18 protein-coding genes are annotated in these 24,072 nt (G+C 54.3%); 9 read left to right on the forward strand and 9 right to left on the reverse strand.

Going from position 1 to position 24,072, the window contains the following annotated elements; all coding sequences use genetic code 11:
- Nucleotides 1–16 precede the first annotated feature (16 nt).
- From JR338_09165 to JR338_09175, 3 genes are all read right to left on the reverse strand, one after another.
- Entirely contained in the window at nucleotides 17–586 is a 570-nt protein-coding gene (locus JR338_09165; protein ID QRN82588.1) for a 3'-5' exonuclease, read from the reverse strand.
- Nucleotides 587–1,088: 502 nt separating this feature from the next.
- A complete protein-coding gene (locus JR338_09170; GenBank protein QRN84405.1) occupies nucleotides 1,089–1,394 on the reverse strand; it encodes an endonuclease domain-containing protein in 306 nt (101 codons plus the stop codon).
- A gap of 275 nt (nucleotides 1,395–1,669) precedes the next feature.
- Nucleotides 1,670–2,284 carry a LysE family transporter gene (locus JR338_09175; GenBank protein ID QRN82589.1) on the reverse strand — a complete coding sequence of 205 codons (615 nt, stop codon included), beginning with the start codon at nucleotides 2,282–2,284 and terminating at the stop codon, nucleotides 1,670–1,672.
- Nucleotides 2,285–2,520: 236 nt separating this feature from the next.
- Here JR338_09175 and JR338_09180 point away from each other — a divergent pair, with 236 nt between their 5' ends.
- Nucleotides 2,521–3,144: a hypothetical protein gene (locus JR338_09180; GenBank protein ID QRN82590.1), complete on the forward strand. Its 624-nt coding sequence runs from the start codon at nucleotides 2,521–2,523 to the stop codon at nucleotides 3,142–3,144.
- Nucleotides 3,145–3,419: 275 nt separating this feature from the next.
- Here JR338_09180 and recJ read toward each other — a convergent pair whose 3' ends face one another.
- Nucleotides 3,420–5,144 carry a single-stranded-DNA-specific exonuclease RecJ gene (gene recJ, locus JR338_09185; protein ID QRN82591.1) on the reverse strand — a complete coding sequence of 575 codons (1,725 nt, stop codon included), beginning with the start codon at nucleotides 5,142–5,144 and terminating at the stop codon, nucleotides 3,420–3,422.
- 153 nt (nucleotides 5,145–5,297) lie between these two features.
- Between recJ and JR338_09190 the strand changes: the two genes are divergently transcribed.
- The 4 genes from JR338_09190 (at nucleotide 5,298) to JR338_09205 (ending at nucleotide 11,152) form a co-directional block, all read left to right on the forward strand.
- On the forward strand, nucleotides 5,298–6,422 hold the full coding sequence (locus tag JR338_09190) for a site-specific DNA-methyltransferase (protein QRN82592.1): 1,125 nt from the start codon (nucleotides 5,298–5,300) through the stop codon (nucleotides 6,420–6,422).
- A gap of 41 nt (nucleotides 6,423–6,463) precedes the next feature.
- A complete protein-coding gene (locus JR338_09195) occupies nucleotides 6,464–8,236 on the forward strand; it encodes a M3 family oligoendopeptidase (protein QRN82593.1) in 1,773 nt (590 codons plus the stop codon).
- Between the two features lie 84 nt (nucleotides 8,237–8,320).
- Complete coding sequence (locus JR338_09200; GenBank protein ID QRN82594.1) at nucleotides 8,321–9,484, forward strand: hypothetical protein; 1,164 nt, start codon at nucleotides 8,321–8,323, stop codon at nucleotides 9,482–9,484.
- 342 nt (nucleotides 9,485–9,826) lie between these two features.
- Nucleotides 9,827–11,152, forward strand: a complete 1,326-nt coding sequence (locus JR338_09205; GenBank protein QRN82595.1) for a GNAT family N-acetyltransferase — start codon at nucleotides 9,827–9,829, stop codon at nucleotides 11,150–11,152.
- Between the two features lie 194 nt (nucleotides 11,153–11,346).
- Here JR338_09205 and JR338_09210 read toward each other — a convergent pair whose 3' ends face one another.
- The 5 genes from JR338_09210 to JR338_09230 form a co-directional block, all read right to left on the reverse strand.
- The gene (locus tag JR338_09210; protein ID QRN82596.1) at nucleotides 11,347–12,297 is read right to left on the reverse strand and encodes a M48 family metallopeptidase; all 951 of its coding nucleotides are present in this window, start codon (nucleotides 12,295–12,297) and stop codon (nucleotides 11,347–11,349) included.
- Nucleotides 12,298–12,306: 9 nt separating this feature from the next.
- Nucleotides 12,307–13,743: an orotidine-5'-phosphate decarboxylase gene (pyrF, locus tag JR338_09215; GenBank protein ID QRN82597.1), complete on the reverse strand. Its 1,437-nt coding sequence runs from the start codon at nucleotides 13,741–13,743 to the stop codon at nucleotides 12,307–12,309.
- Between the two features lie 59 nt (nucleotides 13,744–13,802).
- Nucleotides 13,803–14,795: an aspartate carbamoyltransferase gene (gene pyrB, locus JR338_09220; GenBank protein ID QRN82598.1), complete on the reverse strand. Its 993-nt coding sequence runs from the start codon at nucleotides 14,793–14,795 to the stop codon at nucleotides 13,803–13,805.
- An 80-nt stretch (nucleotides 14,796–14,875) separates the two neighbouring features.
- Nucleotides 14,876–15,916 carry an amidohydrolase family protein gene (locus tag JR338_09225; protein QRN82599.1) on the reverse strand — a complete coding sequence of 347 codons (1,041 nt, stop codon included), beginning with the start codon at nucleotides 15,914–15,916 and terminating at the stop codon, nucleotides 14,876–14,878.
- Between the two features lie 170 nt (nucleotides 15,917–16,086).
- Nucleotides 16,087–17,613: an NAD(P)/FAD-dependent oxidoreductase gene (locus JR338_09230; GenBank protein QRN82600.1), complete on the reverse strand. Its 1,527-nt coding sequence runs from the start codon at nucleotides 17,611–17,613 to the stop codon at nucleotides 16,087–16,089.
- 177 nt (nucleotides 17,614–17,790) lie between these two features.
- Here JR338_09230 and JR338_09235 point away from each other — a divergent pair, with 177 nt between their 5' ends.
- From JR338_09235 to JR338_09250, 4 genes are all read left to right on the forward strand, one after another.
- Nucleotides 17,791–18,483 (forward strand): CPBP family intramembrane metalloprotease, encoded by a 693-nt coding sequence (locus JR338_09235; GenBank protein QRN82601.1) that lies wholly within the window; start codon nucleotides 17,791–17,793, stop codon nucleotides 18,481–18,483.
- Between the two features lie 121 nt (nucleotides 18,484–18,604).
- The gene (locus JR338_09240; GenBank protein QRN82602.1) at nucleotides 18,605–22,246 is read left to right on the forward strand and encodes a tetratricopeptide repeat protein; all 3,642 of its coding nucleotides are present in this window, start codon (nucleotides 18,605–18,607) and stop codon (nucleotides 22,244–22,246) included.
- Between the two features lie 69 nt (nucleotides 22,247–22,315).
- Nucleotides 22,316–22,525 carry a hypothetical protein gene (locus JR338_09245; protein ID QRN82603.1) on the forward strand — a complete coding sequence of 70 codons (210 nt, stop codon included), beginning with the start codon at nucleotides 22,316–22,318 and terminating at the stop codon, nucleotides 22,523–22,525.
- A gap of 13 nt (nucleotides 22,526–22,538) precedes the next feature.
- The gene (locus JR338_09250; protein QRN82604.1) at nucleotides 22,539–24,029 is read left to right on the forward strand and encodes a hypothetical protein; all 1,491 of its coding nucleotides are present in this window, start codon (nucleotides 22,539–22,541) and stop codon (nucleotides 24,027–24,029) included.
- The last annotated feature ends 43 nt before the right edge of the window (nucleotides 24,030–24,072 follow it).

The raw sequence follows: 24,072 nt of genomic DNA on the forward strand, positions 1-24,072 counted from the left end.
GGGAAATAAGATCAGGTTAACTGTAATTCGCCATATAGCGGAAGAGTTCCGCCGTGAGCAGGGCATCGTCCACCGCGCGGTGAGAGTTGGGCAGTGGGATGCCGCTAGCTGCGCCGGCAGCCTCCAATTTATGCAGCCGGTAGCCCCGGCTGCGCGTGCTCAGTTCGCCATAAAAGGCAGCATAGAGCTTCATCACACAAAAGAAATGCCTGTCATCCAGCGGCCAATCCAGCCAGTAGCGTTCATGGGTCTGCTTCATCATCCGCAGGTCAAATTCGGCGTTATACATCCCCACCAACCGGCCTTTCAAAACAGGCTCCATCTCTTCCCAGGCATCTTTCCAGGAAGGCGCATCCGCCACCATTTCCTCGGTGATGTGATGCACGGCTACTGAATCAGGGGGAATCGGGATGGCCGGTTTGAAGAGTGATTTATAGAGCGTCTTGCCGTGCAGGTCCACCACGCCGATCTCGATCACCACGTCTTTGTGCGTGAAACCGGTGGTCTCGGTGTCAATGAACACAGGATCATAAGCCAGAATCTGTTTGGCTCGTTCGACGACTTTGGGACTGGCTTTTGGGAACATAGGGAATCCTTAAAAAATCAGAGCTAAGTTCTGGAAGTTTACCATATTTGGATAAGGGAAATCCAATGCCAGGGGATGGGATCAAGTATTGTTTTGTGGAAAGCGGCAACAAAACCTCAGAATAAAGGGAGGGAGCAAGAGGAAAAAACAGCAAAGGGGCGTTTAAATAGATCAAATCGTAGGTCACGCTTCCAGCGTGACAATCATGACATGATGGCAAACGGAATTATATAAAAAGGACCCCTTCATTAAGCCTTCCTCCTATGGGGAAGGTGGCAAATAGTGCCAGAGAAGAGGAAAAAATCTCACCTCATCAGTCTGCTACGCAGACAGCTTCCCCTCAAGGGGAAGCCTAAAGTGTTTTATCGAACATTTATCTAAGCCTTCCCCTGAAGCGAAGCGGAACACCCGAAGTGCTGCCGGAGGGCGCAGGAACAGACCCCTACCCCCTGCTTCGCAGGTTCCCTTCCCCTTTCAAGGGGAAGGGCCAGGGATGGGGTTATTATTCCGAAAGTTTTATCCTGATCTCCTCCAAAACAGTTGAGACCTTTTTCATCACCTGCTCATTCGTGAATCGAATTACACCATAACCCATCTGGACCAATACCTCTTCCCGGAATCCATCATACTCGGTTTGAGCTGCATGAATACCCCCATCAATCTCAATAATCAACTTCGCTTCTGGACAGTAAAAATCAACGATAAACGTATGAATAATATGCTGCCTGCGGAATCGAAAACCATCCATCTGCTTTTTTCGCAGGACCTCCCATAACAAGGCCTCAGTCTCTGTGGGATTCCTCCGCATCTTTCTGGCTGCTTCAATTAATCTTTCTCTGGTTTCTCTAGAAATTTGCTCGTTTCTATCCACTTCTACCCCCGCACAGAATTTTACCTAATTCCATTTTACACCCCCCAACGACACCATAGATTTCACTAGACATTGTTTGATATTAAGAAGGTTATCTGTCAATCTCAACCCCTACCCCCTGCTTCGCAGGTTCCCTTCTCTGGAGCAAAGCGAAACACCCGAAGTCCTGACGGAGGGCGCAGGGGAAGGGCCAGGGATGGGGTTAGAACCCCCTACGTCACGCCCACACCCTGCAGAAACTGATACACCGCAAACCCTGCCAGGGCAACCGCCGCAATAAGCAGTAACACCCGGCGCACCTTGTCCCCCATCTGGCGCACAAACGAAAAAAGGACAATCAACACGATATTGGTCAGGATGAAAACACCATAAAACGCCCCCAGATAACCTACGCCCCACCAGGGCGAGACCTGCCAGGCTTCGATCAGGTTTGGTCCGTTGATCAGGCTCCAAAAGAGCCAGGGACCGGGCGAAATCAGGTTCATGGCGGTCGCCTTGACCAGGGTCTGAAATCCGCCTGCATCCGCCAGCTCCTCGACACCGGTGTAATCACGATAGGCGCGGTAGGAATCCCAGGCCAGATAGAGCAGGAACAGCGCCCCACCGATCTGCAGCACCCGCACAAAACCAGCCGAGACGCTGTTGAGGATCAACAGAACCAGCAGGATCACCGGCCCGTCGCTGACCACAGGAGCGAAGACCGCGGGCAGCGCTTTCTTCCAGCCGCCTTTGACGGCATAGGAGAGAAGCAGCGCTTGAAACGGCCCGGGGGTGACCCCCGCAGAAAAGCCGATGGTGGCCGCGGAAAGGAGAATGGGAAATAACATGGAAGGAATTATAGACGAACAACCAACAATCTTGTCATTGCGAGCTTGCGAAGCAATCCTAAATGCTCCCATCGCTAAGATTGCTTCGTCGTCCCTCTGGGACTTCCTCGCAATGACAAGATGAATTGTCTTCGGTTCACCGATAAGAATCGGTTAAAATTTCTATGGATGCATTCCATATTTCATCCCGGTGGGTTGGCAACCCACCCTACAAGCCAAATCTTCACGGAGGAGACATGAACCAACCTGAACTGACCGACCAAGCCCTGGCGATCCTGCGCTCGGGGGAGAACTTCCAATGGGTCATCATCACGCTGCTGGCGCTGGTGATCTACGTCTATACCAATGAGTATCAAAAGGGCAACTTCAAGGGCATTGCAGCCGGCCTGGCGCTCTATGGCGTGCACTGGTTTTATGAGATCGGCAACGCCCTGATCCAGCACTTCAGCGGTCATGCCCTCTGGACCGTCCCAACCGGCGCCAGCTTCCTGATCCTGATCGGCGTAGGAATTGAGCTGAGCTTCATGTTTGCGATAGCCGGTATCGTGCTCAGCAAACTGCTGCCCGAAGACCCCAAGGCCAAGATCCTGGGCATCAACAACCGGATCGTGATGGCCGTGGCTAATGCCGCCCTGTTCTCGATCATCGAGATCTTCCTGGCCAGGACGCCCGCTTTCCACTGGGTCTACTCCTGGTGGGGCGCTTTCCCGGTCTTCATCACCACCTACATCCCCTTCTTTGTAGTCTCCTTCCTGGCCTATGACTGGAAGCCCAAAACCCAGCGCTGGGTGATCGGCTCACTCTTCGCAGTGGATGCCCTGATGATGGTAGTGTTCGCCGGGATTTTGCACTGGATTTAAGAAACCTGAGGGTCTTTTTAGGTGCGCTCTGCAGTGAGCGCACCTTCGTTAACAAATTGAAAAAGTCACGTAATGCATCTCTACCGCTCACGTGACTTTTTAATGTCACGCACGAAACATGACCGACAATTATAAAATTTGTCATTGCGAGGAAGTCCCACGGGACGACGAAGCAATCTCTCTTCATCCTAGCGGATTTATCGTGTTTTGGTCATTTCAAAAATACAAGAAATTGAGAGATTGCCACGCCCCAATCGGGGCTCGCAATGACAAAATCACTCCGCCGCCTTGATCTCCTTCACATTCAGCTGCAGCGTACTGCGGCCGTTGAACTCATTAATTTCAAAGCGAAAGGCGATATCTATCTTCTCAGGCATCTCCGCCATCCAGTAACCCTGGCGGAACGCGATCGCGTCATAGCTATAATTTCCAGCCGCAAGGTACAGCTTAAGGTGGCTTTTCTCACGACCCACCGTCCGCGCACTGCGCACGGTCAGGTTACGGGAGACAAAGATCGGTTCGGGGTTTTCTCGCCCGGTGGGTTCCAATTTATGCAGGTCTTCCAATATTCCGGGGACAAATTGCGGAGCGAGCCCTTCCAGCTTGATCTCGCGGTCAATGATCAGCTCCGGCAGCAGCTCCATCTCGCTCAGCTGCTCTGCCACGATTTTGCGCATCTTTTCCAGCAGTGCATCCACATTCTCATTCCGTACGGTGAAACCGGCAGCGGCCGCATGCCCACCGTGGCGGACCAGCAAATCCGCACATTGATCCAGCGCCTGGGTGATGTGGAACTCGGGGATCGAGCGGCAGGACGCCACGGTGAATTCCTCTCCCATATGCGCCACAATTGACGGGCGGTAATAGGATTCCACCAGCCGGGAAGCTGCCAACCCAACCACGCCTTCATTAAAGCGGGGATCAGCCGCAAAGAACAGCATCGCGTCCGGGTTCTCGGTGAGAACCCGCTCCGCGGCCAGCTCACGGATTTCAGCGGTCATATCCTGGCGTTCGCTGTTGACCGTGTCCAACTGCTGGGCTAGCTGACCCGCCTCAAACGGACTTTTGGTCACCAAAAGCTCAAATGCAATCTGTGCCGATTCCAGCCGTCCCGCGGCGTTCAGGCGCGGTCCTAACTGGAAACCGAGGTTACCTGCATTACATTTGGATAGATCCACCCGGGCAACCTGCGCCAGCGAATAAAGTCCCTGGCGCGGTGTCTTGCGAATCTTGGCCAGGCCCTGCCGGACGAGCATCCGGTTCTCGCCCTTGAGCGGCGCCAAATCCACCACCGTACCCAGGGCCACCAGATCCACCCAATCCTCCGCGTCCAGGCCCGTCACCGGATACTTTGCCAGATAAGCCTGCGCCAGCTTATAAGCCAGACCCACCCCGGCCAGATATTTTTCTGGATAGACATCATCAGCCTGTTTGGGGTCAATCACTGCCATAGCCGGGGGAAGTTCCGAGCCTGGATGGTGATGGTCACTGATGATCACATCCATCCCCAGCTCATTCGCCAGGTCAACCTCACCCACAGCCCGCACACCACAGTCCACGGTGATCACCAGGGCAACGCCTTCTCCCGCCAGCGTGCGCATGGCCTCATCATTCAGACCATAACCCTCATCAAACCGGTCGGGAATATACGGGCGTACTTCCACGCCCAACCCGGTCAGGAATTCCACCATCAGTGCGGTTGAGGTGACGCCATCCACATCATAATCTCCATAAACAACAACCTTCTCGCCGCCAACCGCGGCCTGATGCAGCCGCTCCACTGCCGCTTCCATCCCCTTCAGCAGGAAGGGGTCCCGGTCAAAGGGAACCCGGCCCTCAATGAACGCTGCCGCCGCTTCGGCGTCCTGATAGCCGCGGTTATAGAGCAGCTGTCGCAGCAGTGGCGAAAATTCACTGAGTTCCTGGGAAATGTCATTGGGTATTGGGTAATGAACCCGCCAGCGTTTTGGCAGGGGGCGATATTCAGCTTCGTTTGACATAAAACGGCTTTCTAATGGTCAGGTTGGAACGTATTGTAGAGGGATTATAACCGATGGACGCGAGGGTATTTCCCCGGCAGTTTCCATTTTCTCCCTCGTTCCTCCACAATTCACCCCCAAAAGCGCTTAAAAGCCGTTAAAATAAGAACACTTATGACACAAATCAACCCCTCCCTCCCACTGGATCAGGTTCTGGTAGGCGACTGCCGGCAGATCCTGGCAGATCTGCCTGAAGACTCCGTTGACCTGATTTTTGCCGACCCGCCCTACAACCTCCAGTTGGAGGGGGAACTTTGGCGCCCCAACCTGACCAAAGTGGATGCCGTGGATGATGATTGGGACCAGTTCGAGAGTTTCAATCAATATGACCAGTTCACCCGCGAATGGCTCACGGCCTGCCGGCGCGTGCTTAAACCCACCGGAACCCTGTGGGTGATCGGTTCCTACCATAACATCTACCGGGTCGGGAAAATCCTGCAGGACCTCCAGTTCTGGGTCCTGAATGATGTGGTCTGGGTCAAAGCCAACCCCATGCCTAATTTCCGCGGCGTGCGTTATACCAACGCCCACGAGACCATGCTTTGGGTGCAAAAGGAAAAAGGCGCCAAGTATACATTCAACTACCACGCCATGAAGGGCCTGAACGATGACCTTCAGATGCGCTCGGATTGGTATTTTCCGATCTGCACGGGTGGCGAAAGGCTGCGGGATGAGAACGGTGAAAAAGCACACCCCACTCAGAAGCCGGAAGCCCTGCTCTACCGGGTCATCATGTCCAGCTCCAACCTTGGCGATGTGGTCCTGGACCCCTTCTTCGGCACAGGCACTACCGGCGCTGTGGCGCGCAAGCTCCACCGGCATTTCATCGGGATTGAGGTAGATGAAAAGTACGCCCGCCTTGCCAGGCAGCGCGTTCACGAAGTGGTACAACTGGAATTTGACCCGCCGATCTATGTCACGCCCAACCCGCGTCACCGTGCCCGGATTCCCTTCGGCCGTCTGGTGGAAGATGGCCTGCTCAGCCCCGGTCAGTTGCTTTATTACGGCACGGAAGGCGATGTGACCGCCCAGGTGCTGGCCGATGGCCAGCTGAAATACAATGGACACCGCGGTTCAATCCATAAGATCGCCAAGGAAATCCGCAGCGGCCCGGGTAACGGGTGGAAGCTCTGGTACTACTGGGACGAAGCAGCCCAACAACGGAAATCAATCGATGCCCTGCGGGAAATCGTCCGCCAGGAAGCATCTCAAGAAATTAAACCGGCAGGGGCAGTCTGAACTATTCGCCTGAACCGGAAATAATCAAAAGGAAAGAAACAATGTCAGATAAGACCTACACCCAATCTCCCTGGGATCTCAGCGACCTCTTTACCGGGGTGGATGATCCCAAAATCGACGCCACCTTTGAGGAAATCAACCAAGGCCTGGAAACCTTTGAGGCCTATCGGGACCAACTCACCCCCGACATCAGCGAAGACCTGTTCCGCAAGATCATCAAGGAATACGAAAGTTTCTTCCGCCTGATGCTCCGCCTAGGTGGATTCGCAGAGTTGAAATTCGCCTCGGATACACAGGATCAGAATGCCCAGGGCCTGGTTGCCAAAGTGAACCAGTTCCAGGCCGAAGCCGCTAACAAGATACTCTTCTTCAGCCTCTGGTGGAAAGCCCTGGACGATAAAAATGCCCAGCGGCTGCTGGATGCCTCCGGTGACTATCGTTACTGGCTGGAAGCCATCCGCAACTTCAAGGATTACACCCTGAGCGAACCGGAAGAAAAAATCATCAACATCAAAGATGTGACCGGTTCCACAGCGCTCAATATGCTCTACGATTCGATCACCAACCGCTACACATTCAAACTCACCGTTGACGGCGAGGAAAAGGAAATGACCCGCGGCGAGATCAGCGCCTTGGTTCGGGATGCCGACCCAGACCTGCGTGCCCGGGCCTATCAGGAACTCTTCCGGATCTATGAAGCGGACGCCCCCATCCTCGGTCAGATCTATCAGGGCCTGGCCCGGGACTGGCGCAACGAAAACATCACCCTGCGTGGTTTCAAATCCCCCGTCTCCGTTCGGAACCTGGTCAATGACATCCCCGATGATGTAATCGAAACCCTGCTCGATGTCACCCGCAAGAACGCCAAACACTTCCAGCGCTTCTTCCAGCTCAAAGCCAAACGGCTCGGAATGGACAAGCTCCGCCGGTACGATATCTATGCCCCGGTTGCGAAATCCGACAAGACCTATGGCTTCAATGAAGCAGCCGAGATCGTGCTCGAATCCTTCAATGAATTCGATCCGAAATTCGCCGGGATGGCCCAACAGATTCTGGATGCCGACCATGTGGACAGTGAAATTCGCAAGGGTAAGATGAGCGGCGCTTTCTGTGCCACCATCACCCCTGACCTGACCCCCTGGGTGCTGCTTAACTACCAGGGCCTCCCGGACGACGTCGCCACAATGGCGCACGAACTGGGTCATGGCATCCACTCCCTGATGGCGCAGGAACACACCGCACTCACCCAACATGCCTGCCTGCCCTTGGCAGAGACGGCTTCCACCTTTGCTGAGATGATGCTGGTGGATAAGCTCCTCAAAGAGGAAACCGACGAGGCAGTTCGGCGCGATTTGCTCTATCGCCAGATGGACGACGCTTTTGCCACCATCCTGCGGCAGAACTACTTCTCGATGTTCGAGCAGACCGCACATGACATGATCGCCAAGGGCGCTCAGGTCGGTGAACTGGCGGATGCCTACCTTGCCAACCTCCAGAGCGAATTCGGCGATTCCGTGGATATCTCCGATGAGTTCCGCTGGGAATGGGTGATGGTCCCCCACTTCTTCAACGTGCCCTTCTATGTTTATGCCTATGCCTTCGGGCAATTGTTGGTGCTCTCGCTCTACAAACAATATAAGGCTGAGGGCGAATCCTTCAAGCCCCGCTATATGCAGATCCTGGCAGCGGGTGGCTCCATCGCCCCCGTGCAGCTTTTGGCCAACGCCGGCATCGACGTCACCACGGCGGAGTTCTGGCAGGGCGGTTATGATGTGATCGACGAAATGGTCACCAAACTGGAAAACCTGTCCTAAATCAATTTGCAGTCCAAGCCCGGTGGGAATTTGATCCGCCGGGCTTTTTTTCTCTCGATTTCCATAGTCAGCCGGGAGTGAGCCATGTCCATGACATCCAAAGAACGTGTCCTTGCCGCCATCAACCACCAGGAACCCGACCGGGTCCCAATCATCATTGGGATCAGCAATGCCACCGGCATCAAATTGAAGACCTATCGAGGGATTAAGAAGCTGATCGGTGTTGACGCACCGGATAAGTACCTCTATGATTGGCCGGAGCTGGGCACGGCTGCTGTTGACGATTTGACCCTCGAAAGGCTGCATGGCGATGCGTGCGGTGTGTTGGATTTGGAACCGCTCTCCATCCGCCAAAGAAATGAAGCCCGAGGGCCCAAAGACGCCTACATCAATTCCTGGGGAACCAGCCAGTTTCAGCTTGACGATGGCGATTGGACATTTGGCCCCCCGCCGCTGAAGGAAGCCACAACCATCGAAGAGATCGAGGCTTTTGATTGGCCGGATATGACCGACCCCACCCGCGTGGCACACTGCAAAGCCTGGGCTAGGAAATTAGCCAATGAAAATAAATACGCCATCATGGGCATACCCTGGCTGCTTTTCCCCTTTGAGCGAGCCTTTGCTATGCAGGGAATGGACACCTTCCTGCTGAACATGGCGATGATCCCAGATTTCGCCACCGCCCTGCTGGCGAAAATCACGGAAAAATGCAAGGAGATGATGGGCGCGTTCCTGGCGGAAACCGGGGAATATCTGGATATCATCAAGATCGGCGATGACCTCGGCACGCAGGAAAGCCTGATGATCTCCCCCAAGATGTACCGCCAGATGGTCAAGCCCTTCCATGCCGACCTGATCGCTTTCATCAAGGAACGTACCAATGCCAAGATCTTCTTCCACACCGATGGCGACGTTTTTAACCTGATTGAGGACTTCATCGAGATTGGGGTGGATATCCTCAACCCGATCCAGACCTCCGCGGGCCGGATGTCGGACCTGGCAGGTTTAAAAGAGCGCTATGGTGACAAGGTGACCTTCTGCGGCGCGATTGACACCCATCGCGTCCTGCCCAGCGGCACCCCCGAAGAGGTCCAGCAGGAAGTACGGCGGGTGATCAACATCCTTGGCCCCGGCGGAGGCTATATGGTGGCCTCCGTGCATACGATCATGAACGACGTGCCGCCCGAGAACGTCCTGGCGATGGTGGATGCCGTGGAGAAATTTGGGCAATATCCATTGAAGGGATGATTTACGAGATTGCTTCCTCCGCCTTTGGCTCCGTCGCAATGACAAGAGATTTGTCATTGCGAGCTTTGCGACATCGTCCCCGGAGTGATGCGGAGTGGGAAGCAATCTCTGTCTTTGTAGGTCATGTAGCGCGAAGCCTACGTGACAAGATATTATCAATCACGCTTCATGAGCGATAGAGTCACTCATTGTCACATGCGCTGTGCAGCATGTGACCTACGTTCTTCCTCGCAAGGGCAGGAGACTTGTCATTGCGACGGAGGAAGCAATCTCAGCAATTGTATTTATTGGGCCAATTTAAATTACAATTAAAGCACCCCTCTCTCAACCAAGGAGAATTGTATGACCAAGAAACTGATCCGTGATCTGGGTAATGGCCTGATCCTGCGATATGCAACCGAGGAAGATACCCAGGCTGTCGTGCAATTCAACCGTGAGATCCACGGCGAGGACGAATGGGACACCCGCGGCCTCGATGACTGGACCCGCGACCTGCTCAGCGGAGAAAGCCCCAATATGACACCGGGTGATTTCACCATCGTGGAAGACACCCAAACCGGTGAGATTGTCTCCTCCTGCTGCCTAATCTCACAGACCTGGGCCTATGAGAGCATCCCCTTCAAAGTCGGACGGCCTGAGCTGGTCGGGACGAAGAAGGATTATCGCCGAAAGGGGTTGGTAAGGGCACAATTCGAGGTCTTGCATCAATGGAGTGAAGAACGGGGAGAACTGACCCAGGTGATCACTGGCATCCCCTACTACTACCGCCAATTTGGCTACGCTATGGCACTCAATCTGAGCGGCGGCCGTTTCGGTTACGAAATGCAGGTTCCGGAGCTCAAGGAAGACGAAGAAGAGTCCTATACCCTGCGACCGGCCAAGAAAAAGGATATCCCCTTCCTGATGGCGCTCTATAACCAGGGCTGCGAAAGATCACTGATCTCGGCTGTCTGGGATAAAGCCCTTTGGGAATATGAGCTCAAAGGCAAGCGCCAATATAACATCAACCGCAGGGAAATTTATATCATCGAAGATACCGCGGGTGAACCTGTCGGCTTCATCGGCATACCGCCCATCAAATGGGGCCCTACAAGCTCGCTCACCCTGTTTGAGATCATTGACACAGTCGCCTGGCCGGAGGTCACCCCCAGTGTGCTCCGGTTCCTCTGGCAAAAGGGATTGGAAAAAGCAGAAGAACAGGGAAAAACGCAAAAGGTCGTTGGTTTCTGGCTGGGTGAGGGACATCCAGCCTATATCGTCACAGCCGATGAGCTTGCACGGGAAAGCAAGCCCTATGCGTATTACATGCGGGTGCCGGATCTGGCGGCATTTCTCGACAATGTGCGTCCCGTGCTGGAAGAGCACCTGGCTCACTCAGCTTTTGTGAAATACAGCGGCGAGTTGAAATTGAGCTTCTATAAAAACGGTCTGCTAATCAAATTTGAGAAGGGCAAGATTACCGAGATTACGAACCTGGCATTTGAGGAGTTGGAGAAACCCCAGGCCGAATTCCCATCGTACACTTTCCTGCACCTGGTCTTCGGCCACCGCACAGTGAGAGAACTGCGAGAGATTTATGTGGATTGCATGGTCAGGAATGAAGTGACCGCGAACCTGATTGATGCGCTGTTTCCGAAAAAGGTCTCTGAGGTCTGGCCGATTTCGTGAATTACTTTCTTGTCATTGCGAGCTTCGCGACATCGTCCCCGAAGCGAAGCGGAGTGGGAAACAATCTCGCAGATAGTCAAATGACAATCGAATAGAATATACACCACAGGCATAATCTGAGATTGCTTCGTCGCTACGCTTCCTCGCAATGACAAATACGAAAAACCCGGGCATTATGTCCCGGGTTTCTATTTTCATTCATCTTTACGCTTCAGCCAAGGCCAGCGTTCTTCAGGGCTTTTTGGTGGCTCTGCCGGGGGCGGGGTCGGAATATTCCTCACATCATGAATTTCCTGCCGTGCCTCGAACACCGGTCTGTGAGTTTCCGGCCTCTGTCCCACATTGCCATTCACCCCTGCTTGCATCTGGTGATATTCCGCAGTTTGGGCATATTCGCGCAGCTTGTTGATCCGCCGGATCAGCATTGGGTGACTCTGGAAGGCTTCCGCCAGCACATTGCTCACATTATCATCCTGAGCATCAATCATTGCCAGCGCGAGGTCAAATTCCTGCTGGCTCCGAACGTTGGGCGCCACTAGCTTGACCAGTGCTGAGATCGCCAGGTTAAGGTCACCGCAGGCCAGCAAGCCTGCCCGGTCAGCGGAATATTCGCACATCCGGTTCCACCAGCGGAACGCCGCATAGAGCAGCGCTGCCGCGCCAAAGGGCGCAGGAATACCCGCCATGCCACCCAAAATCGTGTTCAGCCAGGTATGCCCCAGGGCCACATGCCCCATCTCATGCCCGATCACGAAAGAAAGCTCCCCCGGCCCCATCACCTGAACCATCGGCGTATAGAGTACCAAGGCTTTAGGTTCGCTGATCCCGAAGGTATAGGCGTTCAGCTGGTTTTTCATAACCAGATAGACATCTATCTCACCGGGCTGCAGCTTTTGCGAACAGTTCCGCACAAGGGCGTCCAACTGCAGGCTCTGGATCTCATTTACCGGCAATGCGCTGTGCATCAAGGCTCTGTGATGGGCGTTGATGGTGAACGCACTGATCGCGAACATCCCCAGGATAAAAATCCCGCTCACGCAAAATGTCACCGTGGAGGTCAGCACGATCACAGCCAAAACCAGCAGGACCGTCAGGAACAGCACTAACTGTTCATTATCCACCCGGTAACGGCGGGAGCGGAACATCAATTTCTCCTATTTTGATCCGGCGTTTTTCAGGAAGGCCCGCGTTTCAGCGATCTGCTCTGCGGGCAGCCGGCCGGTCTCTTCCCAATAATTCAGCAGGTCGGTCAGGGTGAAAAGGGCGTGCAATTGGAAACCCTGCTCAGCAAGAGCTTCTTTTGCACCAGATTCCCGGTCAATCAGCACCACCACATCCTTCACCTTCAATCCTACGCTGGTCAATTTTTCAATCGCTTCAAACTTGGAACCACCCGTGGTCGCCAGGTCATCAATCACAGCCACGGTTTCACCGGCGTGATAAATGCCCTCGATCTCTGCGGCGGTGCCATAGGCTTTGGCGCTCTTACGGGGATAGATCATCGGCCAGTTCCCCTGCAGGCTGATGGCGGTCGCTATCGGCAGTGCCGCATAGGGCAGTCCGGCGATCCGGTCAAAATCTAGTGACTTCAACTGGCGGATATAGGCAGCGGCCACCTGGGTCATCCAACCGGGATAGGAAACCAGCCGGCGCAGGTCAATATAGATCGGGGAGATCATTCCGGATTTGAGGGTAAATTCACCAAAGCGTACGCAACCCATCGAGAGCAGCCCTTCCACTAGCGGCTCCACCAGACGGGGCATTGCGCCTTTCTGCGCCGTAAGCTTGGGACGGGTCAGCTTCTGGGATTCACGGAAGCGCTCGACCAGTTCCCGCGCCGCTTTTCCAGGGTCTTCTGCCCGGGAGATCCCCCGGCTGACATTGATCAGCAGCCCCAGACCATCCTCTCGCAGCCCAGCCTGCATCGCCGCGCCCAGGTCTGCTCCCTGCGCACCCAATCCGGGGGCCAGGAACCACTGCTTGGGCGCCAGTTCACGCACCCGCCGAAGCGCATCGGGGAAGGTGGCGCCAACCACCAGGCCCAGGTTGCCCTGTGCGCCCCATTCAGCCGCCATGCCGGCGACTTTTTCATAGACCATCATCAGGCGGTAGTTCCCACCCAGGGGCAGGTCTTGCAAATCCACCGAACCGGCATTGCTCGTCTTGCAAAGCAGGAAGACACCTTTCTCAGGGTCTTGCATGAAGGGCGTCAGCGAGTCATAGCCCAGGTAGGGGCTGAGGGTGATCGCATCCGCCCCCAAGATCTCAAAAGCTGAACGGGCATAAGCCCGTGCAGTGGAGGAAATGTCGCCCCGTTTGGCATCCAGCACCACCGGGATCTCATCCGGCACGGCGCGGATCACAGCCTGCAGGGCTTCCCAGCCCTCAGGCCCCAGTGCTTCAAAGAAGGCTGCGTTGGGCTTATAGGCCAGGGCCACATCCTTGGTGGCTTCGATTAGCCGGACGCAAAACTCAAGCGCGGCGGCGCCAGTCGGTTCCGGCAGGTCTTCCGGGTGTGGGTCCAGCCCAACACAAAGCAGTGAATCAATCGCTTTGGCACGTTGGTCAAGTTTTTCAAAGAAGGTGGGCATTCTTTCCTCCTGATATTGGGGATGGTATTAATTCTAATCGGTCTTTTGTCAGTTGTGGATCAGGCTTTACCCAAAACCATCGCCAACAGGGCCATCCGGATATAGAGACCATATTCCATCTGGCGGAAATAAGCAGCCCGCGGGTCATCATCCACGGCCATGTCAATTTCCCAAACGCGTGGCAAGGGATGCATTACGATCATTTCGTCTTTAGCCTTGTCCATGGTCTCGGTCGTCACGACATAGCTGCCCTTCAGTTCCTCATGCTTGGCGGGATCCTCAAAGCGTTCCTTCTGCACCCGGGTGACATAGAGCACATCGGTCTCACCGATCACGGGTTCAAGACTGTCATAGGAAGCCTGGGGGATACCCTTTTCACTGATCTCTGCCACGATCTCATCGGGCATCTTGAGCATATCGGGGGCCACGTAGTTGAGCTTGACGTTGTAAAGCGTCAGCAGGCGGGAAAGGGAATGCACGGTGCGGCCGTATTTCAGATCGCCCATCATGGTGATCGTCAGGCCGTCCACCTTGCCCAATTCCTCATGGATGGTGAAGAGATCCAGCAGTGCCTGGGTGGGATGTTCGCCCGCGCCGTCACCGGCATTGATAACCGGCTTCTTGGCATACTTGGCAGCCAGAGCTGAGGAGCCGATCTCGGGGTGCCGCAGAACAACCACGTCGGCATAGGCCTCCAGCGTACGGACTGTATCCGGCAGAGATTCACCCTTGGTGACGGAGGAATAGCTCACATTGTTGATCGGAATTACCGAACCACCCAGCCGTTCCATGGCGGAGGTGAATGAGGAAGAAGTACGGGTGGAAGGTTCATAAAAGAGGTTAGCCAGGATCTTACCCTTGAGCAGGTCAAAGGAGCCAATCCGTTCCACCATCTCATACATTTCGTGGGCAACGCCGAAAATATTATCTAATTTTGGTCGGTCAAACTGATTGACCGAGAGGATATCCTGGCCATAGAATGGCGAATTCCGCTGGTCACCAAAAGGCAGATGGGGATTTTCCCCGTGGATGGGGGGTGTAAAACTTGTCATGATTATCTCCTATCTAGAATAATTAATTTGTTCGTCTTATCAGGCATCATAAAGTGCCTGTCCGTTTTTTCATCCAGAGGTCAGCGCAGTCGCTGGCCATATCCCATCGGGGCCAGCACCTGGCCATCCTGATAGGCCGTCTCGCCGCGCAACACCACCTTGCGAACCACGCCCAGCACTTTGCGCCCCTCGTAGGGCGTCCAGCCGGCACGGGTATGCATGTTTTTGGCCGCCAGCTCCGCTGTGGCATCCAGATCCACCTCCACCCAGGTTTCAGGCTGCTCGGGGAGATTGAAAATCCGCCGTACATTGGTGTGCATTCGGGCAATCAGGTCATCCAGCGTCAGCCGGCCTTCATTAACCGCCGTCAGGAACAAGGGCAAGGCTGTTTCCAGCCCGGGGAAACCGGGAGGTGGAGTCTCGCCTGCTTTTTCCACCACGGTGTGCGGCGCATGGTCGGTGGCAAAGCAGTCAATCACATCCAGGTTCTCCCAGAGCGCGTCCACATCTTCCTGGATGGTCAGCCGAGGTCGTACTTCACCCCAACCGCCCGAAAGGTCCTTTTCCGTCAGGAAAAGGTGGTGAGGCGTCACCTCGCAGGTGATCTTCAGACCGCGTTCCTTGGCCGCGCGAACCAGCAGGATTTCTTCGCGGGTGGCGACATGCGCCAAATGCAGCGGTCGGTCGGTCAGTGCGCTCATCAGGATCGCCGAGGCCAGCGTACGCCCTTCGGCGTGTGCCACCAGGGGCCGGTCCAGCGGCCAGGCATCATAATGGGCTTTCCAGAGCGACATCTCATCCAGCCGCAGCGGACCATAGGTCTGATCCAGATAAAGTTTCAGACCTGCGGCTCCCGGAGCAGCCTTTGCGGCTTCAAGCACGTTATCAGGACCTGCGCCCAAGTACTGAGCGTAGTCACAGTAAGCTTTCTTCTCGGCAATCGCATAAACCGCGTCGAGCGTTTCCAGGTCCGCAACAGGGGGTTGGGTATTCGGCATCGCCAGCACAGCCGTAAAACCGCCTGCCAGCGCAGCTGAAGTCCCAGTGTCCCAATCCTCCTTATGGGTCGCACCAGGTTCACGCAGGTGCACGTGGGGATCAATCAGGCCGGGGATGCGCATGACTCGCCTCCTTGACACAAAAAAAGAGAGCCAATAAAGGCTCTCTTGAAAAGACAAAATGAATGCCACGGGGCCGTGGCAACTTGGAGTTCAACGTTGGGTACCAACAATTTTAGGCGCATAGTTCTGGGACTATTCTATGGATTTTTCCAATTCTGTCAAGGCGGACTTTACTTATTAAACTCTTTTTCTTCTGGAATGAACATCTCATCCATGTCATGACAAATATCTTTGATCACATCCCGGCCGGAGGCGCAGGATAGTTCCACATTGCCGCCCGGTTCCACCCATTGACCGATCATATAGAAATTATCCAGTCTAGGCAGGGTCTTATCCATCCCCTTCCCCATCATCATGGTCATCTTGCGGGTGGTGAATGCCCACCCCGCAAACGCACCCCGCCAGTTACCGGTGTAGCGCTGATAGGTCACCGGCGTGGCCACATCCACGACTTCCACCGCATCCCGCAAGCCAGGAAAACGCTTCTCCAAGGCATCAATCACAATCTCGGCCACTTCCTCTTTATGGTCCTCATAGCGGTCATCGTCCGTATAAAGCCACTGCCAATAGTCAGGGTCCGCTTCAAACCAAAGACTCAGGGAACTCTTGCCTTTAGGGGCCATTTGCGGGTCAAAGCAATAATGCTTCAGCACCATTCGGTCGTGCCGGATATTGCCCAGCCATACGGGCTGATCCAGAGGAATATTGATCATCGGCGGCAGATCGGAGAAATCCATCGCAACCCCCAGCGAAACCTGCAGGATGGATTTGCAGGGGATCATACCATCGTTATAGGTGTGACGAATTTTCTCATCAAGATATTTCCCGCCCAGGAGCTCAAAGATCGTCGCCCGCCCATCGGAGGCAGAAATCACGATATCCGCCCGATCTACCCGGCCATCTGCCAGCACGACACCGACAGCCCGATCGTTTTCCACTAGGACATCTTTTACCCGGGTGCGGTAAACGATCCTGCCGCCCAAATCTTCAAAACGGCTCGCCAGTCCCTTGGCCAACGGTAGAGATCCGCCCATGGGATATCCCGCTTCTTGGTCGTTCATCATCGCCAGGGTTGAGAGACAGAGCATCATTGGGAAATCCGTAGGCGCAAACTGGAAGAAATGTTGCAGCCCCTCGCGCAGTAAGGGATCGGAAAACTTATCCGCATACTCCATGAGGGTTTTTGCCCGCCAGCGCAAGGTCGGCATCAATACCGGCAGCATGTCCTTGCCCATCTCCGCCAGTTCCACCATATCTTCCGCGGTCAGATCCACGGGCAGTTCCATGCGGGTGAAATCTCGAATGCCCTCAACAAACTCAGCGATCGTCCGCTTGTCCTGAGGCGCCAACACTAAAAGGTGTTTTTCCAGGCGGTCCACATCAGTATAAAGGTGCAGGGTCCGTCCATCACGCCCCTCAATTGCAACGAACTCTTCATAAAAATGGATGGGGGTATCCTTGAGAATCCCAAGCTCCTCCCAAAGCTGATAGCCTTTGGTTTTGGGGTTAACACCGGCAAGATAACGCACTGCGCCATCAAAGGTATAGCCCCGTCGCCGCCAGGAGGTACACAGCCCACCAGGCAAGCTGTGCATTTCATAGATGGTTGTATCAAACCCATTCATCTGAGCATAGATTCCAGCAGAAAGCCCAGCGACGCCAGCCCCAATAATCACGATTTTATTATGCACGGCCATGGTTTATACCTTCTTTCAAAAAGAATCGAACATATCTATTATATAAAAGGAATGGTGAAAATCATCACCCGGATTTCCAGGCTCAAACTACCCATTTAGTCAGGGAATAAACCTCTAAACCGGTTAAGATAAGAAATAGAATAATAGACGCGTTCATTATCCAAAGGAGTATTACCAATGCACAAGAAAACCCAGTGGAGCCGACAGGAAACTATCGCACTGATCTGGATCGTGGCAGCTATGGTTATCGCCATTGCCGTTTCCTTATGGCGGGGTTTCCCCTTCCCGATCTTTACCCTGATATTCCTGCTGCCGCCACTTATCAAACTACTTGTTACCAAGGATGCCAAGCGGATTGGAATGGGTTCTATGGCGTGGCAGACCTATCTCAAATGGACTGCTATAAACCTGGGGATACTTGCTGCTATCTACTTAATTTTTGAGCCTTTGTCTGGTGCATATCGTTTCCTGGTGGAGGAAGCAACTCAGCCCACGACGCAAGACCCAACTTTCTTTTGGATACCAACTTTCAATAGTCCAACCAACTGGATAGGTTTGGTCTTTTATTCAGGCCTGGTCAGCCTCTTCGCTGAGGAACTTTGTTTCCGGGGTTGGCTACTGCGCGGGCTAACGACAAAACTTGGTGCCGGTTGGGCTAACATAATCCAAGCCGCAATCTTCACCCTACCCCAGTTGGTGATCACCTTCCTGATGCCCAACCCCCTGATGAGTGTTGTTTATGGCTTAATTTATTCATTTGTCGCTATTGGATTGGTAAACGGCATGGTGGCAAATCAATCTGGAAACATCTGGCCCAACCTAACTGCTGCCGTAGTGATAAACTTCATATTAACCTTATTCCTGATCTGAGCCTAACCAGCGGAAAGCCATACTACAACCTCAGCAATATTTGGCCTTATAATTAATTCGACTGACTTAGAATAATTAGGAACGATAAACTCATCATTGGACAGTCAAAATTTTCAACATAATGACCAATTTGCTCCGCATCCACCTGCTTGGCCACTTTGAAATAAGCGTCTCTGGCCGCGGGTTGAGCGCGCAGGATTGGCAGTCTCAGCAGACCCAAACCATTGGCAAAATTCTGTTCACCAATCGGGGAAAGGTCGTGACCGGTGAGCAGCTGATTGAAATCCTCTGGCCCAATGAGCCTGTTGAATCTGCCCGGCGGAGGCTCCATGTTCGGATCAGCCAGCTGCGCAGCCTCCTGCAGGATAATAAATCACTGATCCAAACCGTCCACGGGGGATACCTCTTCCAGCCCGACGAAACCTGCTGTCTGGACGTGGAACAGTTCCAGGCACACCTGGCAGAAGGCGCGCGTCTGCAGGAACAAGGCCAGCAAATTGAAGCCATCGGCGTCCTTGAGCAAGCCCGGGAGCTTTACCGCGGCGACTTGCTCGCGGAAGACCTTTATGCGGATTGGACCTATCACCAACGCGAAGCGCTGCGGGAAACCTTCATCACCTTGCTGATTGAACTCTCCGAATGCTATGCCCAGCAAGGCCGCTACCGTCTGGCCATCGCCCGAACACGCCAGGCCCTGGCCAAAGACCCCCTCAGGGAGACCATCTACGTCCGCCTGATGCTCTACCATTACTACGCCGGTGAGCGGAACCAATCTCTGCGCGTTTACGATCAGTGCAAGCAGATGCTGATCGGTGAACTGGGCGTGGATCCACTAAAGTCAACAGTGGACCTCTACAATAAGATCCAGAAAGGCAACCTCTGGAAAGCTGATGACGGTCTGCGCTACCCACCCCCGATCTATGAAGGCCGATTGTTTGAAGTGCCATATGCGCTGACCGAAATCCCCCTGGTAGGCCGCGACCGGGAATATGCCTGGCTGGTCTCCCAATGGCAGGACCCAGACAAACATATCATTCTATTGGAAGGCGAAGCCGGAATTGGCAAGAGCCGCCTGGTCAACCGCTTCACGGAGTATGTCGACAAACAATCCATCCGGACACTCAAAGTCCAGCTGCCTTCCTCTGAACACCGTCCTACCGCCGCTATCGTTTCCGCCCTACAGGAAATGCTAACGGAAAGTGTCGTAAATAAACTCCACCCGGACACTCTCGCCGCCCTCGCCATCCTGATCCCTGAAATTCATGACCGGGTGGATGGAATCGCCGAACTCACGCCCTTGCTGCCTAATGGCGAGCAGCAAAGGCTCAAGCAAGCCATCAATGACCTCTCGGCAGCCTGCGCAGGCCTGCCCACCCTGATCATTGTGGACGACGCCCAACGGCTCAGCTCCACCGCGGTTGACCTGCTCACTCAACTCAGCAAGACCTTCCGGGTCCTTTTGAGCTATCGCAGTGAAGACACGCCACCGGATCACCCCCTGCGGACTGCATTTGGCCCCGCCGGGCTGACCCTGCGTTCTTTGGCCCTGAAGGACATCCAATCCCTGATCACCCACCTCTCAGGCCGCCAACACCCTGTCCTCTCCAAACAGATCCATACACAGAGTGAAGGGGTGCCCCTCTTTGTGGTGGCGCTGCTGCAGCATATGTTTGAAACCGGGTATCTCTTTATCAATTCCAGTGACGAATGGGAGGTCACCTCCGCTGAAGCCCCAGCCCTGCCGGTGACCTTGCGCGCGACGATTGCAGCCCGTCTGAATCACCTCAACCCTGCCCAGAGACGTGTGTTCGACTTTGCGGCTTTGATTGACGGCGAGTTCAACTTCGATCTGCTAAAATCTGTCACTGAGCAATCCGAAGAAAACCTCCTGACCACGGTGGATATCTTCCTGGACGCGGGTTTGTTAATCGAACCGCGCAGCCTGGACAAGCCCGACTTTATGATCAGCCATGATTATTATGCCGAGGTGGCCTACGAGACCATCCCCGCCGTCCGGCGCAGGTCGATGCATCACCAGGTAGCCAAAGTGATGGAAAGCCTTTATGCCGGCCAGTTGGAAAGCCACGCTGCCACCCTAGCGGATCATTATCATCGGGCTGGCAAAGCAGAAAAGACCCTTCATTACGCGACTTTAGCCAGTGAACAGGCCTTGGCGCGGTTTGCCAGCATCGAGGCCCTCCATTACATAGAGATCGCCCTGCCTCTCATCAACGCCAGTGATATCGAACAGATCGCCCAGCTCCGGCTGAGGCGTGAAGGGATTTACGACCTGCATGGCATGCGTAAGGAGCAGCACGAGGACCTGCTGGCCCTGGACGCGCTTTATCCGGACCTACCAACCGCAATCCAGGCGGAAATTCGGCTGAGGCGAGCAGCCTATGAATGGATCCTGGGCAACAACGACGCCACCTACAGCAATGTCGAGGTAGCGATCAAGATGGCCCAATCCGCTGGTGCAAAGGAGATTGAGGCCCGTGCCCTGCTGCTTGCCGGGCGGGCAGCGTTGGACCTCCATCAATCCGTTGATAACCTGCAGCGAGCCCTTCAGGTGGCGCGTGAGATGGCCTTCCCCGCTCTTGAAGGGGACATCATCCGCTGTCTGGGCAACGCTCACTATTGGCAAAGCAAATATCACCAGAGTTTCGACTTCTTCCAGCAAGCGCTGATCATCCATCGCAAGGTTGGGGACCTGCGCGGCGAACTATCGGCCCTCAACAATCTTGGAAAAGTGACCGAGTTGATTGGTGACCTTTCGGAAGCTGTGAATTACTATAACCAGGCGGCTGAAATCTGCCAGCGCATCAAGGACCGTCTGGCGGAAGGCGTCATCCTGACGAATCTGGCGGAGGTCACAACCAACCTCGGCCGCTTCATGGAAGCCCAATCCCTTTTCCAAGAAGCCATCCAGATCAGAGCTGAAATTGGCAATGATGAGGGCGTGGCCATGGCCAAAAATTACCTGGGCAACCTGCACCGGCAAATCGGGCAATATGATCTGGCGTTGGCTGATTACAACGAAGCATATGCCATCAATTGCCGCATCAAACACGATGAGCAGACCTTCGATTCCCTCGCCGGGCTTTCCGCTCTCGCCCGTGATCTGGGCGACTATGAGCTGGCTCAGCATTATTGGGCACAGGCGGCTAGGCTTCAGCCCGACATAAATTCTCATCGCTATATCAATTTCATGATCAATTCCAGCCTGCTGAAAACGCTCACCGGTGAGCCAGAAGCCGCGGCAGTTATGGGTGAAGAAGCACTTGCACTCAGCGCGGACCTGCCCTGGTTCAAGGGGCCTGCATCCAACGCTATCGGGCATACTTATTTGACCCAGGGAGAGCTTGAACAAGCCCGTCAATACTATCAACAGGCCATTACCTCCTTTGAAGCCTATCAGCAAACCCATCTCTCACCTGAGCCCTTAGCCGGCCTTGCTGAAATCGCCCTGCTGGAAGGAAAACCCGAGCTGGCTCTTGCCATCGTGCAGGATTTCCTGCCGGCGCTCAAACAAGGGGAGCTGCAGGGTCCGGACCGGCTGCTTTGGATCTATCTGGTTTACCATCAGGTGATGGCGGCCAATAATGACCCTCTGGCACCGGAGATCATTCAAACTGCTCACCAGATTCTTTCACGCCGCGCCGAAACCATTTCCGATGCAGAATCTCGTCAGTCCTTTATGACAGGGGTCAGGGACCATAACGAGATTATCCAAATCCGGCAAGACCTTTCCAAAGCCCATTAAGAATTTCGTAAGGGGGATTTGTTACCCTAGCCATAGTTAATCACAAGCATCCAGATACCCTGGAGAACTATGGTCACACCATTACACCGACAAACCGTCGCGCTCATCGTGCGAGTTTGGGCTGAATATCTCGAAGATCAGCCCCCTGCCTGGCGCGGGGTGATTGAAGGCTCTGAACCGGGGGATATCAAACCCTTCACCAGCCTGGACGAACTGACCCGGATCATCCAGCAAAAATCGCTTGAAGAAACCCACCCCAAAACCAATCAAAATGATTAATCAGGAGGTCATCATGTTACGGAAGAGATCAGGTATTATCATTCGGCTCATTATCATTCTGGGGATTTTCCTGGGCCTGGCAGGTACAAACCTGGCAGAGAAGGCCTCTGCCCAGACGGTTTGTTTATGGGAAGGGACCGTTAGTTCCGATTGGTTTACTGCTGACAACTGGAGCGGTTGCTTCTTCAATACCCTCCCATCCTATCCCATAGGCGAAAATGATGCCGTCATCCAGGAAGTGACCGGACATCCTTATCCAAACCTATCCGGCACAACTTCCGTTAGTGTGAATTCATTGACAATTGATGCGGGTGCCCAATTGACCACCTCAGACCTTGGCACAGCCAATATCTATGCCGACTCGGTTATCAACAACGGCGTTATTACCGTCAATAGTCCAAACCGGCTTGCGATAAGAGGTCCTTTCTATAACAACGGCCAGGTCAATTTCGCCTACACGTATCTCTATCTGAACAATAGCAGCTCACATGCCGGATCATTCACCGGAGACACCTTACGTTTCAATGTCATGGGTACTGAACAAACCCACACCTTCCAACCCAGTTCAATCATCACCGTGGATGACATTTACGTTACCCAAATCCACACCATTACATTCAGTGGTACGGTCACAGCGGACAGCATCACCATTGAAACAAACTCATCGGTCACAGAAGCCAGCGGTTCAAATGTGGATATCAGTGACATCATTTTGAAGGGCGGGGAATATATCGTAGGCTCATACACCATTGCTACCGGTGAGAGTTTCACGGGCACAGGATCCATCCAGAGCAACCTAACCAACGCCGGCACAGTCAGCCCCGGCAGCTCTCCCGGCACGATCACTGTTAGCGGCGATTACACCCAAGAGGCAAGCGGTACCCTCGCCATTGAGCTGGGCGGCACCACACCGGATACGGAACACGACCAATTGGTCGTCACCGGCGGAGCCACCCTGGGCGGCACGCTGGAAGTCACCCTGATCAATGACTACTCTCCAGAACTGGGTGACATCTTCACGATCATGACCTATGGCTCCGTGAGCGGCAGTTTTGCCTCCACATCGCTGCCAACGCTTGACCCCGGCCTGAAGTGGGGTGTCAGTCTGGGCTCAACGACTATGCGGTTAATTGTGGAAGCTGATGGCGGATCGATCAGCGGCGAGGTGACCTACACCGGCAGCCACGGGACAAACCCGATTAGCGTTGGGCTGTTTACGAATCCCAATGGTGCCCCGGTGCATACTATTGATGTGGGCAGTGCCACAAGTGTCTATCCCTATTCAATCGTCGGGATTCCCGATGGCAGCTACTATATCGGTGCCCTGATGGACCTGAATGGTAACCATCAACCTGACCCAGACGAGCCTTTCGCCTGGTATAGCCTGACCCCAGGCAGCGCGCCCCTGGCGGTTGTCATCTCCGGTGCAACCCCCGATCATACGGATATTGATATCCAGTTGGACGACCCCATTATGAACTTCATTCCCTTAATTGTCCGCTAAAAAACACCCGTTCTCTGAAGCCTTTTACGGGGCATCGTTGTAG

Source organism: Chloroflexota bacterium (assembly GCA_016887485.1).
Lineage (GTDB): Bacteria > Chloroflexota > Anaerolineae > Anaerolineales > Anaerolineaceae > Brevifilum.

What these genes read in the sequence shown, in the direction of transcription:
- JR338_09165 (QRN82588.1), bottom strand. Translation starts at nt 586, where the DNA reads ATGTTCCCAAAAGCCAGTCCCAAAGTCGTCGAACGAGCCAAACAGATT.
- JR338_09170 (QRN84405.1), bottom strand. Translation starts at nt 1,394, where the DNA reads ATGCGGAGGAATCCCACAGAGACTGAGGCCTTGTTATGGGAGGTCCTG.
- JR338_09175 (QRN82589.1), bottom strand. Translation starts at nt 2,284, where the DNA reads ATGTTATTTCCCATTCTCCTTTCCGCGGCCACCATCGGCTTTTCTGCG.
- JR338_09180 (QRN82590.1), top strand. Translation starts at nt 2,521, where the DNA reads ATGAACCAACCTGAACTGACCGACCAAGCCCTGGCGATCCTGCGCTCG.
- recJ (QRN82591.1), bottom strand. Translation starts at nt 5,144, where the DNA reads ATGTCAAACGAAGCTGAATATCGCCCCCTGCCAAAACGCTGGCGGGTT.
- JR338_09190 (QRN82592.1), top strand. Translation starts at nt 5,298, where the DNA reads ATGACACAAATCAACCCCTCCCTCCCACTGGATCAGGTTCTGGTAGGC.
- JR338_09195 (QRN82593.1), top strand. Translation starts at nt 6,464, where the DNA reads ATGTCAGATAAGACCTACACCCAATCTCCCTGGGATCTCAGCGACCTC.
- JR338_09200 (QRN82594.1), top strand. Translation starts at nt 8,321, where the DNA reads ATGTCCATGACATCCAAAGAACGTGTCCTTGCCGCCATCAACCACCAG.
- JR338_09205 (QRN82595.1), top strand. Translation starts at nt 9,827, where the DNA reads ATGACCAAGAAACTGATCCGTGATCTGGGTAATGGCCTGATCCTGCGA.
- JR338_09210 (QRN82596.1), bottom strand. Translation starts at nt 12,297, where the DNA reads ATGTTCCGCTCCCGCCGTTACCGGGTGGATAATGAACAGTTAGTGCTG.
- pyrF (QRN82597.1), bottom strand. Translation starts at nt 13,743, where the DNA reads ATGCCCACCTTCTTTGAAAAACTTGACCAACGTGCCAAAGCGATTGAT.
- pyrB (QRN82598.1), bottom strand. Translation starts at nt 14,795, where the DNA reads ATGACAAGTTTTACACCCCCCATCCACGGGGAAAATCCCCATCTGCCT.
- JR338_09225 (QRN82599.1), bottom strand. Translation starts at nt 15,916, where the DNA reads ATGCGCATCCCCGGCCTGATTGATCCCCACGTGCACCTGCGTGAACCT.
- JR338_09230 (QRN82600.1), bottom strand. Translation starts at nt 17,613, where the DNA reads ATGGCCGTGCATAATAAAATCGTGATTATTGGGGCTGGCGTCGCTGGG.
- JR338_09235 (QRN82601.1), top strand. Translation starts at nt 17,791, where the DNA reads ATGCACAAGAAAACCCAGTGGAGCCGACAGGAAACTATCGCACTGATC.
- JR338_09240 (QRN82602.1), top strand. Translation starts at nt 18,605, where the DNA reads ATGACCAATTTGCTCCGCATCCACCTGCTTGGCCACTTTGAAATAAGC.
- JR338_09245 (QRN82603.1), top strand. Translation starts at nt 22,316, where the DNA reads ATGGTCACACCATTACACCGACAAACCGTCGCGCTCATCGTGCGAGTT.
- JR338_09250 (QRN82604.1), top strand. Translation starts at nt 22,539, where the DNA reads ATGTTACGGAAGAGATCAGGTATTATCATTCGGCTCATTATCATTCTG.